The organism is Hymenobacter sp. BT559, assembly GCF_017571525.1.
Lineage (GTDB): Bacteria > Bacteroidota > Bacteroidia > Cytophagales > Hymenobacteraceae > Hymenobacter > Hymenobacter ginsengisoli.
Genome location: NZ_JAGETY010000011.1, coordinates 162814 through 178275 on the forward strand (window position 1 = coordinate 162814; position 15462 = coordinate 178275).

General features: G+C 60.8%; 10 protein-coding genes and 1 riboswitch. All 10 genes read left to right on the forward strand.

Annotated features, from left to right (window positions below):
* Positions 1-699 (forward strand): YjjG family noncanonical pyrimidine nucleotidase, encoded by a 699-nt coding sequence (locus tag J4D99_RS15820; RefSeq protein WP_208132704.1) that lies wholly within the window; start codon positions 1-3, stop codon positions 697-699.
* 59 nt (positions 700-758) lie between these two features.
* On the forward strand, positions 759-2426 hold the full coding sequence (pruA, locus tag J4D99_RS15825) for an L-glutamate gamma-semialdehyde dehydrogenase (protein WP_208132705.1): 1668 nt from the start codon (positions 759-761) through the stop codon (positions 2424-2426).
* 291 nt (positions 2427-2717) lie between these two features.
* Positions 2718-2811: riboswitch (SAM riboswitch) on the forward strand.
* Between the two features lie 276 nt (positions 2812-3087).
* On the forward strand, positions 3088-3843 hold the full coding sequence (locus J4D99_RS15830; protein ID WP_208132706.1) for a phosphoadenylyl-sulfate reductase: 756 nt from the start codon (positions 3088-3090) through the stop codon (positions 3841-3843).
* Between the two features lie 38 nt (positions 3844-3881).
* Positions 3882-4778 (forward strand): sulfate adenylyltransferase subunit CysD, encoded by an 897-nt coding sequence (gene cysD, locus J4D99_RS15835; RefSeq protein WP_208132707.1) that lies wholly within the window; start codon positions 3882-3884, stop codon positions 4776-4778.
* A gap of 24 nt (positions 4779-4802) precedes the next feature.
* Entirely contained in the window at positions 4803-6098 is a 1296-nt protein-coding gene (locus J4D99_RS15840; RefSeq protein ID WP_208132708.1) for a sulfate adenylyltransferase subunit 1, read from the forward strand.
* 17 nt (positions 6099-6115) lie between these two features.
* Positions 6116-6928 (forward strand): uroporphyrinogen-III C-methyltransferase, encoded by an 813-nt coding sequence (gene cobA / locus J4D99_RS15845; RefSeq protein WP_208132709.1) that lies wholly within the window; start codon positions 6116-6118, stop codon positions 6926-6928.
* Positions 6929-6978: 50 nt separating this feature from the next.
* Positions 6979-8790 (forward strand): assimilatory sulfite reductase (NADPH) flavoprotein subunit, encoded by a 1812-nt coding sequence (locus tag J4D99_RS15850; protein ID WP_208132710.1) that lies wholly within the window; start codon positions 6979-6981, stop codon positions 8788-8790.
* Between the two features lie 258 nt (positions 8791-9048).
* Entirely contained in the window at positions 9049-11952 is a 2904-nt protein-coding gene (locus J4D99_RS15855) for a TonB-dependent receptor domain-containing protein (protein ID WP_208132711.1), read from the forward strand.
* Positions 11953-11972: 20 nt separating this feature from the next.
* Positions 11973-13685: an NADPH-dependent assimilatory sulfite reductase hemoprotein subunit gene (locus J4D99_RS15860; RefSeq protein ID WP_208132712.1), complete on the forward strand. Its 1713-nt coding sequence runs from the start codon at positions 11973-11975 to the stop codon at positions 13683-13685.
* A 20-nt stretch (positions 13686-13705) separates the two neighbouring features.
* The gene (locus J4D99_RS15865) at positions 13706-15019 is read left to right on the forward strand and encodes a TSUP family transporter (RefSeq protein ID WP_208132713.1); all 1314 of its coding nucleotides are present in this window, start codon (positions 13706-13708) and stop codon (positions 15017-15019) included.
* Positions 15020-15462 lie beyond the last annotated feature (443 nt).

The following is a 15462-nucleotide window of genomic DNA, read 5'->3' on the forward strand; positions in this document are numbered from 1 at the left end:
ATGAAAACCTATCGTCATCTGTTTTTCGACCTCGACCACACGCTTTGGGACTTCGAAACCAATGCGCACGAAACCCTGGCGCAGCTATATACCGACTACGACCTGGCGCGCCACGGCTTGTTCTCATTCGCTGAGTTCAGCCAGCGCTACAGCGAGGTAAACCACGCCTTATGGCGCCTTTACCAAAGCAACAAGGTGACGCAGAAGCAGCTGCGCGAAGTACGCTTCGTGCGCACGCTCACCCGGCTAGGGGTGGCCGAGGCCGACGTGCCTACCGATATCTCGGCGCGCTTCACCGATATTCTGCCTCAAAAGGCAGCCGTATTCCCGCACACCCACGAGGTGCTTACCTACCTGAAAGACAAAGGCTACCGCCTGCACCTCATCACCAACGGCTTCGAGGATGTGCAGCACATCAAGCTGGCTTCTTCTAAACTGACCGATTACTTTGAGGAAGTCATTACCTCTGAGCACAGCGGGTTCTTGAAGCCTGACCCGCGCATGTTTACCCACGCGCTGGCCCGCACTGGCGCCACTGCCACCGAAAGCCTGATGATAGGCGACAACTTGGAGTGCGACGTGCTAGGGGCTTATAACGCCGGCATCGACCAAGTGTATTTCAACCCCGATAAGCGTCGGCACTTTGCCCAAACCACTTACGAAATTAGCAGCCTGGCCGAGCTGCGCGATTTTCTTTAAACCTCCCTCCCACCCCATTTTCCACCGCTAATAGCCAGTTCCCGCTGGCTGCTACTCTCATGTCGAACGCCTTTTTCCGCGTCCCCACTCCCGTCAATGAGCCTGTAAAAGGCCACGCTCCTGGTTCACCCGAGCGCATCGAACTGGTTAAAGAATTGAAGCGCATCAAGCAGGTAGAGCGCGACATTCCGATGCACATTGGTGGCCAGGAAGTGCGCACCGGTCGCAAACTGCCGCTAGCCCCTCCCCACGACCATAAGCACGTGCTAGCCCACTTCCACGAGGGCGATGCCAGCCACGTAAACCAGGCCATTGATGCAGCCCTGAACGCCCGCCACGCCTGGGCCAGCCTACCCTGGGAGGAGCGCGCTGCCATTTTCCTGAAGGCCGCTGAGCTACTGGCTGGCCCCTACCGCGCCCGCCTCAACGCAGCCACGATGCTGGGCCAGAGCAAAAACGCTTTTCAGGCCGAGATTGACGCCGCCTGCGAACTCATTGACTTCCTGCGCTTCAACGTGCACTTTGCTCAGGAAATCTACCGCCAGCAGCCCGAGTCGGCACCCGGCATGTGGAACCGCCTAGAGCACCGCCCGCTCGAAGGCTTCGTGTTTGCCCTCACACCGTTCAACTTCACGTCCATCGCCGCTAACCTGCCCGTGTCGGCCGCCCTCATGGGTAACGTGACGGTGTGGAAGCCCGCCTACCCGCAAATCTATTCGGCCCAGGTGCTAATGGAATTGTTCATCGAAGCCGGCGTGCCGGCCGGCGTTATCAACCTGATTTACGTGGATGGCCCAGTAGCTGGCGACGTCATTTTCAAGCACCGCGACTTCGCGGGCATCCACTTCACGGGCTCAACCAAAGTGTTCCAGACTATCTGGGGTGAAATTGGGCAGAATATCCACCGCTACAAGTCGTACCCGCGCATTGTGGGCGAAACCGGTGGCAAGGACTTCATCCTCGCTCACCCCTCGGCCCACGCCAAGGCCGTGGCCACGTCCATCTCGCGCGGTGCGTTTGAATACCAGGGCCAGAAGTGCTCGGCCGCCTCGCGTGTGTACCTGCCTTCCAACCTAGCCGAGGAGATTCTGGGCTACGTGAAGCAAGATGTGGAGTCAATGAAAATGGGTGATGTCGAAGACTTTACCAACTTCATCAACGCCGTGATTACCGAAGCCAGCTTCGACAAGCTAGCCAAGTTTATCGACGAGGCCAAGGCTAGCCCCGATGCTGAAATTGTGGTGGGTGGCAACTACGATAAGTCGATAGGCTACTTCGTGCAGCCGACCGTTATCCGGGCCAAAGACCCGAAGTACACCACTATGTGCGAGGAGCTGTTTGGCCCCGTGGTGACGGTGTATGTATACGACGAAAACGAGTTTGAGCAGACGCTCGAACTAGTGGACAGCACGTCGCCCTACGCCCTCACCGGCGCCATCTTCTCGCAAGACCGCTACGCCATCGACTTGGCTACCAAGAAGCTGGTTAACGCGGCCGGCAACTTTTACATCAACGACAAGCCCACCGGCGCCGTGGTGGGCCAGCAGCCCTTCGGTGGCGCCCGCGCCTCGGGCACCAACGACAAGGCCGGCTCGCTGCTCAACTTGCAGCGCTGGGTATCGCCCCGCGCTATCAAGGAGACCTTCAACCCGCCCACGGAATATCCTTATCCGTTCATGGGCGCCGCGCCTAAGGAGGATTTGAACCTGGACAAGGGCGGCTTTTAAATAACTGCTAATCTATAAAGAACGTCATGCTGAGCTTGTCGAAGCATCTCTACTGAACGACCCTAGCGGCGCGGTAGAGATGCTTCGACAAGCTCAGCATGACGTTCTTTTTGGTTTAACAAAGACCTAAACAAAACCGCTAGCCTACTACTTATACCGCCGTCAGGACCAACGGGCGGCTCCTCATCCGAGGGGCCGCCCGTTGATTTTCAAAGACTTGTTCAAGAGTTTGGAATTTCCAAAATTCCGACTCTACCTTTGTGCCATCAATTCCTCTTGCCAGAAGGATTGTTTTTATACAGAGGCGTGGAGAGACAGGCTCGACGAAACGCCGGCAACCCCTAGCGAAACGCTGGAACGGTGCCAAGTCCTGACCATATAAAAACAAGTTGCCGTGCGCTGCTCAACCAACCTCCGCTTTACGACCACCTCGCTTGCTGCTTTACAGCATGGGTGTTGTTGTATGTGCTGCCCCTGCCGAATGTGCACGGGAGCTATGCGGAGCTGTTAGCGTTTAGCCACCTTTTCAGCCAGCCGGCTACCTCACTTTTCGGGTTGACACTGCTCCCTGGGCCTTTGCGTGCCTAGCCGGAGCGCCCCCGCGTGTCAGCACCTTTTTTTCGGCGGCTTGCTGGCCGCGAAAATCCCCTCCCCTTTTATCATGGATAGTACCCTTGAGGCCCAGGTCGAAGACCTGCGCCACGACCTAGCCGGGCTTTCCGCGCTGGAAATTATACGGGCCGTCACGGAGCGCTTTCCCGGTCGGGTGTCGTTTTCGACCTCCTTCGGCATCGAAGACCAGGCCCTGAGCCATCTCATTTTTGCCAATGAGCTGCCCGTGCGGGTATTCACGCTCGACACGGGCCGCAACTTTCAGGAGACGTACTCGACCTGGAACAAGACGCTGCTCCGCTACAGCCAGCTCATCGAAGCCTTCGCGCCTATCGCGGCCAGCGTCGAAGAACTGGTGAGTAAAAAAGGCCCTAACAGCTTCTACGAGAGCGTTGATAACCGCAAGGAATGCTGCTACATCCGCAAGGTGGAGCCGCTGGCTAGGGCCCTGGCGGGCACGCACATCTGGCTTACCGGTATCCGGGCCGAGCAGTCGGCCAACCGCCAGCACATGCACCCCGTGGAGTGGGACGCCGGCCACCAGCTCATCAAAGTGCACCCGCTGTTCGAGTGGACCTGGGACGGTACTGTGGCCTTCACCCAGAAATATGGCGTGCCGACTAATCCGCTGCATCAGCAGGGCTTTGTGAGCATCGGCTGCGCACCCTGCACGCGGGCCATTCAGCCGGGCGAAGACTTCCGGGCCGGCCGCTGGTGGTGGGAAAACGCCGACGCCAAAGAGTGCGGCCTGCACACCACCGCCCACCAGGGCCTCGACCCCGTGGTGGAGAAACTACCGAACTAGCTCTGACTCCCTACCAAACACCAATTTATTACTACCCAATGGATTACTTAGATAAGCTAGAAGCCGAAGCTATTCATATTCTGCGCGAAGTGGCTGGCCAGTTTGAGCGGCCCGCCCTGCTATTCTCGGGTGGCAAAGACTCAATTGCCCTCACGCGGCTGGCCGAAAAGGCCTTCCGGCCCGGCAAGTTTCCCTTCCCGCTCGTGCACGTCGATACGGGCCACAACTTCGAGGAAATCATTCGCTACCGCGACGAGCTAGCCGCGCGCCTGGGCGAAAAGCTGGTGGTGCGCAAGGTGGAAGACACCATCCGGGAGCGCGGCCTGCGCGAGCCGGGCGGCAAGTACCCTAGCCGCAACCCCTTGCAAACCTACACGCTGCTCGATGTTATTGAGGAGTTTGAGTTCGATGCCTGCATCGGTGGGGCCCGGCGCGACGAGGAGAAGGCCCGCGCCAAGGAGCGCATTTTCTCGGTGCGCGACGAGTTTGGCCAGTGGGACCCCAAGCGCCAGCGCCCCGAGCTGTGGAACATCTACAACGGCCGCATCCAGAAGGGCGAAAATGTGCGCGTGTTCCCCATCTCCAACTGGACCGAGCTCGACGTGTGGAATTACATCCAGCGCGAGAAAATTGAGCTGCCCGAAATCTACTTCTCGCACGAGCGCCAGTGCGTGGTGCTGCCCAGCGGCCAGCTGCTCGGCCTGAGCGAGCACCTCAACCTCGACGACACCGATGAGATTGTAAACCGCCGCGTGCGCTTCCGCACCGTGGGCGACTCGACCTGCACCGCCGCCGTGGAAAGCGACGCCTCATCTATCGACGACATCATCCAGGATTTGCTGCTGGCGAAGGTGAGCGAGCGCGGCGCCACGCGCCTCGACGACAATCTCTCCGAAACCGGCATGGAGGACCGCAAGCGCAACGGATATTTCTAAGCTAACCGATTAAGTAAGAATACAATGGATATCCTACGTTTTATTACCTGCGGCAGTGTGGACGACGGCAAGAGCACGCTCATCGGCCGCCTGCTTTATGACAGCGACTCCGTTTCGCTCGACGTGCTCGCCACGCTCGAAAAGAAGCGCACCTCCACCAACGGCGACACGGTAGACCTGGCTTTGCTGACCGATGGCCTCAAGGCCGAGCGCGAGCAAGGTATTACCATTGACGTGGCGCACAAGTATTTCACCACGCCGCGCCGCAAGTTTATCATCACCGACGCGCCGGGCCACGTGCAATACACCCGCAACATGGTGACCGGCGCCAGCAACGCCGACCTGGCCATTGTGCTGGTCGATGCCCGCCAGGGGGTGATTGAGCAAACGCGCCGCCACACGCTGCTAGCCTCGCTGCTGGGCATCCGGCACTTCGTGCTGGCCGTGAACAAGCTGGATTTGGTGGGCTACGACGAGGCCGTTTTTAATAAAATTGTGGCCGACTACCAGGCCATTGCCGAGCAGCTGAAGCTGGCCCACGTGCTGGCCATTCCGCTCAGTGCCCTGCACGGCGACAACATCGTGCGCCGCTCGAAACATATTGCGTGGTACGACGGCCCTAGCCTGCTGGAGCACCTCGAAAGCGTGCCCGTGGCCGCCGATGCCAACCCCAACGAGCCGCGCTTCCAGGTGCAGTACGTTATCCGGCCCCAGACCGAGGCGCTGCCCGACTACCGGGGCTACGCGGGTCGTATTCAGAGCGGTACGTACCGGGCCGGCGACAAAGTGCGCATCTGGCCCTCGGGCCTTGAAACGGTGCTCGACGCCATTGAGGTGAATCAGCAGGAAGTGGCCACGGCCGAGGCGCCGCTAGGGGTGATTTTGCGCCTGCGCGACGATATTGACATCAGCCGCGGCGATACCATCGTGCCGCTCAACGCCCACCCGGCCGTGGTGCGCGAGCTCGAAGCCACGCTGTGCTGGATGGACGAGCGGCCCCTGCGCGCTGGCCGCAAGTTTCTGGTGCAGCACCACGCCGCCGTGGTGAAAGCCGCTGTGACCACCATCCTGCAAAAAACCAACATCGAAACCTTCGAGAGCCAGGGCACCGACGAAGCCAAACTCAATGACATCGTGCGAGTACGCCTCAAAACCGCCCTGCCCCTGGTGGTAGACGACTACCGCCAAAACCGCGTCAGCGGCGCCTTCATCCTGGTCGATGAGCAAACCGGCGCCACCCTAGCCGCGGGCCTCATTGCCGCCACCGACCCCGAGTACTTCACCCAGGAAGTGGCCGTGGAGCCGGCGTTTTCCATCTAACTTTTGTCCGCTAGCTCATGGCTACTCTCCCGCTTTTCGCGCCCCGTCTCACCGTAATCGGTGCGGGCCCCGGCGACCCCGAGTTGCTCACCCTCAAAGGTGCACGCCTGCTGGCCGCCGCCGATGTGGTGCTCTACGATGCCCTAGCCAATGAGGCGCTGCTGGCCCACGCACGGCCCGGCGCCGTGCTCATTTTTGTGGGCAAGCGCCTGGGCTTTAAGGCTTACACGCAGCAAGGCATCAACGAGCTGATTGTGGAGCAGGCTTTTCGGCACGGCCACGTGGTGCGCCTGAAAGGCGGCGACCCGTTTGTTTTCGGCCGGGGCCGCGAAGAAATGCTTTACGCTGAGGCGCAGGGGCTAGCCACGGAATACGTGCCAGGCATCAGCAGCGCGGTAGCGGCGGCGGGTAGCCTGGGTATTCCGGCTACCCACCGCGGGCTCAGCGAAGGCTTTCGAGTGCTCACGGCCACTACCGCCGACGAGCAGCTTTCGGCTGCCCTGCTGGAAGCAGCCCAAACGCCGCGCACTACCACCATCATCCTCATGGGGATGAACCGGCTGGCCGAAATCGCTAGCCTATTTGCCCGCTACGGTGGGGCCGACATCCCGGCCGCCGTGGTGCAAAACGGCACCTTGCCCACCGCCCGCTGCGTGACGGGCACCGTGGCCGACATCGCCGAACTGTCTCACCAAGCTGGCCTTGGCGCGCCGGCTGTCATTGTGCTGGGCGAAGTAGTGCGCCTGGCCAAAGTGCCCGCCGCCACTGATTCTGCCGAGCGGCTGCCGGGCTTCTTACAAGAGCTGCTACCCTACGCCAAAGTGGCCTAGCCGCGGGCTGGCCAGCTCATTCCCTCCGTTTTCTACTCGCTACTTCCCTAATGTCCTCGCTTCCCATTCTTCCGTCTCACCTCGATGAGGCTATGCTTCAGCAGCTTACGGCTAGCCTCTCGCCACAGCAGCTGGTGTGGCTCAGCGGTTATTTCTACGGCCAGGCTACGGGCGCCGCCACTGGCACTGGCGCTACCCTAGCGGCGGCGCCGGGCGTGGCAGTCGGGCCCAGCGCTGCCCCCGCCGCGGCCGAAAAGCTGACCATTCTCTACGGCTCGCACACCGGCAACGGCAAGAAAATAGCCGAGCAAGCCGCCGAAGCCGCCGCCGCCCGGGGCCTCAAAGCCGAGGTGCGCGACATGAATGACTACTCGCCCCGCCAACTGGCCCAGGAGCAAAACCTGCTCGTGGTGGTGAGCACCCACGGCGAGGGCGACCCGCCCGTTTCGGCCGAGGAGTTGCACCAGTTTCTGGGTGGCCCGCGCGCCCCCAAGCTGCCTAACCTGAAGTTTTCGGTGTTGGCGCTGGGTGATAAAAGCTACCTGCACTTCTGCCAGACAGGCAAGGACTTCGACGAGCGCTTAGCCAAATTAGGCGGCACCCGCCTGCTCGACCGCATCGACACCGACGTGGCCTACAAGCCGGCAGCGGCGCATTGGATTGAAGCCTCGCTAAACAAGCTAGCCGCTAGCCCAGCCGCTCCTGCTACCGCCAGTTCGGCTGCCGTAGTAACTGAGCCTGCAACGCAGTTCTCAGCCGAAAACCCCTGGCCAGCCAAAATCCTCGAAACCATTCAGTTGAATGGCCGCGGCTCCGATAAAGAAACGCACCACATCGAGCTCGACCTTGCTGGCTCGGGCCTCACCTACGCCCCCGGCGATGCCCTAGCCGTGCGCCCGCTCAACCACGACCCGCTGGTAGAGGAAGTGCTGCGCGCCGCCCGCCTCTCCGATTCGGCCCCCGTGCTGCTCGGTAGCGAAAACCTGCCCCTGGCCGCCGCCCTGGCCAGCCGCCGCGAGCTCACCGTGCTCACCCGCGACGTGCTGGAGCGCTACGCCGCGCTAGCCCCCCATACCGAGCTGCACGGCCTGCTGGCCGACACCAGCCGCCTCCAGCCCTACCTCTACGGCCGCGATGTGGCCGATTTGCTCCTCGACTTCCCGACTGACCAGCTCACGCCGCAGCTCCTGGCCGACACGCTGCGCCCGCTGCCCACCCGCGCCTATTCCATCGCCAGCAGCCTGCTGGCCCACCCCGACGAGGTGCACCTCACCGTAGGCGCCGTGCGCTACCAGGCCCACGGCCGCCAGAAGCAGGGCGTATGCTCATCGCTGCTCGCCGACCGCGTGGCGGTGGGCGACGAGGTGCGCGTATTCGTGGAGCACAACGAGTATTTCAAGCTGCCCAAGGATACCAGCACCGATATCATCATGGTGGGCGCGGGCACGGGCATCGCGCCGTTCCGGGCCTTTGTAGAAGAGCGGGCCGAGCTTGGGGCTAGCGGCCGCAATTGGCTGCTCTTCGGCAACCCGCACTTTACCACCGACTTCCTCTACCAGGCCGAGTGGCAGCAGCAGCTCAAGCGCGGCGGGCTAGCCAAGCTCGATGTGGCCTTCTCGCGCGACCAAGCCGAGAAAGTGTATGTGCAGGACCGCCTGCTCGAAAACAGCCGCGACGTATTCGGCTGGCTCGAAAACGGCGCGCAGTTCTACGTCTGCGGCGACAAAACCCGCCTCGGCCAGGCCGTGCAAACGGCCCTCACCCAGGTAGTGCAAAAAGAAGCTGGCATCTCGCCGGAAGAAGCCGCTGCCTACCTCAAGAACCTCAAGAAGCAGCGCCGCTACCTCGAAGACGTGTACTAGCCTGCTAGTCCGGTCACTAAGCTGATTTAACTAATCGTCCGGCTCCCCTTCTCGGTTGAGAAGAGGGGGCCGGTCCCATAGGGGTCTCGTGAGGCGCTCCGCTAGCCCTTCCCTACCAAAACTCATTGACTTTCATACCTATGTCTCTCCGAATGCCCACCTGTTGTTGTCGCTTGGCCGGTTGCTGTATGCGCCCGCGCTCTCGCCAGTTTTTGCCTGCTTCGGCCGGCTCTTTTTCGACTTCAACTTCGCTTTTCGATGAAAGCTTACTACCCTTCCATCATCCTTTTCCTGATTCTCTTACTGGCTAGCATCGGCGCAGCTTTTGCCCAGACCGAATTGCTGGCTGTTAGCGGCACCGTGCATGAGCAAGGCTCGCGGGAGGCCCTGCCGGGCGTGAGCGTCAGTATTCAGGGCTCCAACACTGGCACCCAGACCGACGGCGATGGCAAGTTTACCCTCAAGGCCCGCCTCAAATACCCCTTCGTGCTTGTGTTCAACGCTTTGGGCCACGAGCCGATTGTACTGCCGATTACGAGCTCCAGCCAGCCGCTCGATATCGTGCTCGAACCCAAAGAAATCCTGACTGGCGAGGTAGTCGTGTCGGCCTCGCGCGTGGAGGAAAGTCGGCTCAAGTCGCCGGTTGCCATTGAGAAGCTCGACATCCGCACCATTAAGGAAACGCCCGCCCCTAGCTTCTACGACGCCCTCGAAAACGTGAAGGGCGTGCAGATGCTCACCAGCAGCCTCACCTTTAAAGTGCCGAATACCAGGGGCTTCAATATCCCCAACAACTTCCGCTTCATGCAGCTCGTGGATGGCGTGGACATGCAGGCGGCCACCCTGGGCGTGCCGCTCGGCAACGCCATCGGCCCCACCGAGCTCGACATTGCCAGCGTCGAAATCACGCCCGGCGCGGCCTCGGCCCTCTATGGCATGAACGCCATCAACGGCATGGCCAATCTCACCACCAAGAGCCCCTACACCTACCAGGGCCTGAGCGTGTACCAGAAGCTGGGCGTCAACCACGTCGATGGCATCGACCGCCACCCTAGCGCTCTCACCGAAACCTCCATCCGCTGGGCGCAGGCGCTGGGGGCTAGCGGCCGCTGGGCTTACAAAGTGAACCTCGACTACCTGCGCGGCACCGACTGGCTCTCGAATACCCAAACCGACCAGAACCCGCAAGGCCTGTCCACGTCCAACCCTGGCTTCTCGGAGTTATCCGGCGCCTATAACCCCGCCGCCGACCTCTGGAACCGCTACGGCGACGACACCAATTCTTCGCTCACCGTCACCATTCCTTACCAAGGTAAAAACCAAGCCTTTACTGTAACGCGCACCGGCTACTATGAGAAGGACCTTGTGAACCCCATCGTGCGCAATATCAAAGCCGACGCTAGCCTCCACTACAAGCTCACCGACCAGCTAGAGCTGAGCTACGGCTACCGCTACGGGCTAATGGACGGCGTTTTCCAGCGCGGCAACAAGATTCAACTAAACGGCGTGACGGTGCAAAACCACAAGCTAGAGTTGAAAGGCAACGACTTTGTGGTGCGCGCCTATACGCTCATCGAGAACACCGGCAACTCCTACAACCTCAATCCGCTAGCCCTCAACCTCGACCTGCAAAACGGCTCGAACGCCGTGTGGGGCGCCAAGTTTAAAACCGCTCTGCAAAGCCAGCTAGCCGCCGGTGCGGCCCTGCCCCAGGCGATGGCCGCCGCCCGCCAAGCCGCCGACGCCGGCCGCGCCGAGCCCGGCACCCAGGCCTTCACCGACCTCAAGAATCAGATTACCAGCATCAACAATTGGGACAGCGGCGTGAACGTGACCGGCGCGCCCATCCCCGGCGGCGCGGCCCTCACCCAGCACAGCCGCACCTACCACACCGAGGGCCTCTGGAACCTCGGTCAGCGCGTCAAGTTCGTTGATTTGCTCGTGGGCGCCGATGCCCGCGTGTACCAGATTATCCCCGACGGCAACAACTTCGTGGACTTCAGCCGCCCGCTGAGTGACCGTAGCCAGCCCGGCGGCGACTACGTGTACTACAAGAAGTTCGGCGCCTTCGGCCAAGCTACCAAGCTGCTGCTGGCAGATAAGCTCAAGCTGACTGCCTCCCTGCGCGTCGATTACAACCCCGAGTTCACGGCTAAGGTTAACCCCCGCCTGGCGGCCGTGTACACCCTAGCCGAGAAGCACAACTTCCGCGCTTCGTACCAGAATGGCTGGCGCTTCCCGTCGCTATTCGAGGCGCTGTCGTTCGTAAACAATGGCAACGTGCGCCGCGTGGGTGGCCTGGCTAGGGTCAACGAGGGCCTCAACTACCTGCAAAACTCCTACACCCGCGCCAGCATCGACCAGTTCAATGCCGCCGTGAACGCCTACGTGGCGGCCAACGTCGGCAGCACCGCTGCCCAGGCCGCCGTGCTGCCCCAAAACAGCCAGCGGCTGCAAGTAGCCAACCTGCCCACCGAGCAGCCCGAGCAAATCAACGCTTTTGAAGTCGGCTACCGCAGCGTGCTGTTCGAAAATAAACTAGCCATCGATGCTGACGCGTATTTCAACGTCTACTCCGGCTTCCTGGGCCAGGTGGAGGTCAGCGTGCCCAAAGATGCTAATGGCAACCAGGTAACCGTAGGCACCGATGCCGCCGCGCTTGCTGCCCTGCGCGCCAACCGCGATGCCCGCCAGGACCGCTACCGCGTGTACACCAACTCGCGCCAGGACTACCACAGCTACGGCTCCACGCTGGGCCTGACCTACAATTTCTACCAGAAATTCACCCTAGCCGGCAACGTCAACTACAACGCCCTCTCGGCCAACAGCCAAACCGATGTCTTCGTCACGGGCTTCAACACGCCCAAGTGGGCCACCAACCTCTCGTTCGGCAACCGTGAAATCGTGCGCAATTTCGGCTTTAATGTGAACTGGCGCTGGCAGGATTCCTTTCTATGGGAGAGCCCCCTAGCCACCGGCCAGGTGCCGGCCTACCAAACCATCGACGCCCAGGTGAATCTGCGCGTGCCCACCCTGAAATCGACCGTCAAGCTCGGCGGCACCAATCTTTTTGACCGCCGCTACTTCCAGTACGCGGCGGGCCCCACCATCGGGGCGCTGTACTACGCGAGCGTCACTTTCGACGCCACCGTACTGCATTAGTGTATAAATCCATCAATTCCATGTCTGATATTCTGACCACCGCGCCGAAGCTTTCCGAAGTTGAGCACGTCAAAATTGCCAGCCGCTACCTGCGCGGCACGCTCGTCGATAGCCTGGCCAACCGCCTCACCGGCGCCCTCAACCCCGACGATACGCACCTCATCAAGTTTCACGGCTCGTATCAGCAAACTGACCGCGACCTCGACAGCGAGCGCAAGCGCCAGAAGCTGGAGCCGCTGTTTTCCTTTATGATTCGGGTGCGCGTGCCTGGCGGCGTAGCCTCGGCCCTGCAGTGGCAGCGCATGGATGCCCTAGCCGACGCTTATGGCAACGGCACTTTGAAGCTCACCACCCGCCAGACTTTCCAGCTCCACGGCGTGCTCAAGCGCAACATGCCGGCCGCCATCCAGGGCTTCAACGAGGTGCAGATGGACAGCATCGCGGGCTGCGGCGACGTGAACCGCAACGTGATGTGCAACACCAACCCGCACGAGTCGCCGGTGCACGGCGAGGTAGTGCGCATAGCCCAAGAAATCAGCGCCCACCTCACGCCCCGCACCACCGCCTACCGCGAAATCTGGCTCGACGGCGACTTGGTAGAAACCACCGAGGCGGTAGACGATGAGCCCATCTACGGCCACACCTACCTGCCGCGTAAGTTCAAAATTGCGCTAGCCCTACCACCCTACAACGACTCCGACATCTTCTCCAACGACCTTGGCCTCATCGCCATCGAGGAAAACGGTCAGTTACTCGGCTTCAACGTAGCCGTGGGTGGTGGCCTGGGCATGACGTTCGGCATGAACGAAACCTACCCCCGGCTAGCCGACCTCATTGGCTTCGTGCCCGCCGATAAGGTTATCGAGGTGTGCGAGAAGGTCGTAACCATTCAGCGCGACTGGGGCAACCGCGAAAACCGCAAGCTCTCGCGCCTCAAGTACACCATCGACCGCGTGGGCCTGCCTGCTTTCGTGGCCGAGCTGCACCAGCGCCTGAGCTACGAACTAGCCCCCACGCGCGCCTACCAGTTTCACAGCTCCAGCGATGCCTTCGGCTGGACGAAGAGCCCTAGCGGCCTCTCGCAGCTCGTACTCTTCGTGGAAGGCGGCCGCGTGCTCGACCGCCCTGGCTACCGTCTCAAGTCGGCGCTGCGCGAAATCAGCGCCTTCCACACCGGCGAGTTCCGCCTCACCGGCAACCAGAATCTGATTCTGGCCAACATTGAACCCCAGCACGTGGCCCGCATTCAGGCCATTTTAGAAGAAGCCGGTGCCGCCCCCAAAGCCGACCAGCTCACCGCCCTGCGCCGCGGCGCGCTAGCCTGCGTGGCCCTCAATACCTGCTCGCAAGCCTTCGCCGAAGCCGAGCGCTACCTGCCCCACCTGCTCGACAAGCTCGACGCCGTCATCCGCGCCCAGGGCTTGGCCGAAACTGGCATCCTCATCCGCATGACTGGCTGCCCCAACGGCTGTGCCCGCCCCTACCTCGGCGAAATCGGCTTGGTGGGCCGCGCGCCCGGCCGCTACAACCTCTACCTCGGCGCCGACCACGCCGGCGAGCGCCTCAACAAGCTCTACCGCGAGATGCTCGACGAAGACGGCATCCTGCGCGAACTCTCGCCCGTGCTTGCCGCCTACGCCGCCGGCCGCCAGCCCGGCGAGGGCTTTGGCGACTTCGTAGTCCGCACCGGCATTGTGAAAGCTACCGTGCGCGGGCTAGATTTTCACGATTAAGTCTTATTTTACAACCGATTATGGCTACTGACCTTCTTTCGACCGCGCCGGCCGCCGCAACGGCTGCCGGCCGACCAGGGCCGCTAGCCGGCCCGGTGCTACCCGTTTTTTTAGATTTAGAACAGCGTCGTGTGCTGCTCGTGGGCGGTGGCGCCGAAGCGCTAGCGCAGCTTACCGCTGTGCTCCACGAGCACCCCCACGCGGCCGTTACGGTAGTGGCGCCCCACTTCTTGCCCGCCGTACAGGTACTAGCTGCCCAGCACGGTCAAGTGATACTACATCAGCGTCCATTCGAGCCCGAGGACTTAACCGGCCATGACCTAGTATTAGTTGCTACTGACGACGCTGACCTGCACGGTCGTGTGCGGGAAGCGTCGTCGGCTCGCCGCCTGCATGCCGTAGCGGCGCTAGGCCCCACCGATGAGGTAGCAGCCGTCGACTACTGGCGCCGGGTGGCCACTGGCACGCTCGGCGTGTTTGCGCTATTCTTAATACTCAATATTCTCTCATACTACTTCACCTGGCATCAGGCGTGGCACGTGGTTCGCAGCTCGGGTACTTTTTACACCTTCGTAGGCGTCGGCTTCGTGGCCCAGCTTATCGATGGCATGTTAGGTATGGGGTATGGCGTCGTATCAGCCATTAGCCTGATGTCGTTAGGCTTAAGTCCCGCTTCAGTGAGCGCTAGCATCCACACGGCCGAGATGTTTGCCAGCGGGGCCTCGGGCTACAATCACTACCGATTCGGCAATGTTAATAAGCGCCTGTTCAAAGTACTACTCGTACCCGGCATTTTAGGCTCGGTGAGCGGCGCCCTCTTGCTGGCACACTTTGGCGAGCAGTATGGCAACGTTATCAAGCCTGTACTCGCTATCTACTTACTATTCTTAGGATTGCGCATTATCAGTAAGGCAGTGCGCAAACAGGCGCAACAGCGCCGCAAAGTAAAAAATGCTGGTTGGCTAGCCGGCGCGGGTGGTTTTCTCGATTCTTTTGGCGGTGGCGGCTGGGGGCCGCTGGTCACGAGCACCCTCATCGCTAATGGCCGCACTCCCAACTATGTCATCGGCACCGTGAGCCTAGTAGAATTTTTCGTGACCTTTGCTAGTGCGCTCACGTTCTTTTCCCTCATGGGCTTTTCCAACTGGCAGATAGTGCTAGGCCTTATTGTGGGCGGCGTCACGGCCGCTCCACTAGCTGCGCGACTATCCGGTCGTCTTCCCACTCGCTGGATGTTTATAGGCGTTGGGTTAATGGTAGTTATATGGAGTCTCTGGGCTCTACGCAAGGTTGATTTAGCTTTTATTTCGCATTATATTCAAACTCAACCATAGCTAATATTTCTAGCACATACTATAATCATCTGATAAACCATAACTGCCTTTTCAATGCAATAGGCTATGGTTATCAAAGGTTAAGGCACAACAATGCTGTATAACCATTTGCGCCCACTGGCCTTGCCCAGCGCGCGTTTGAAATGGCCTTGCGACAACTCGTCTATTAAAAGCATCCTTGCTACGCCCCTAGTGAGACCTTCTGAAGCTCGTCAGGGGCGTAGTAAGGGTACTCGCCAGCGCCCAAAAGCCTTACACCTGCCTAAGATTAGCTCCTTGTTCAGCAGGCGCGTAGCGCGTGTCGCCGGCAGTGGGGGGGGGCGGGGGCGGGGGCCGATGGCAGGAAATGCAAGAGCCCTGCTTACGCGCTGGTGAAAGCGCAGTAAGCAGGGCTCACGATAAAGTTGGCGGCGACCGACTCTCCCACCGGTGAAGGCAGTACC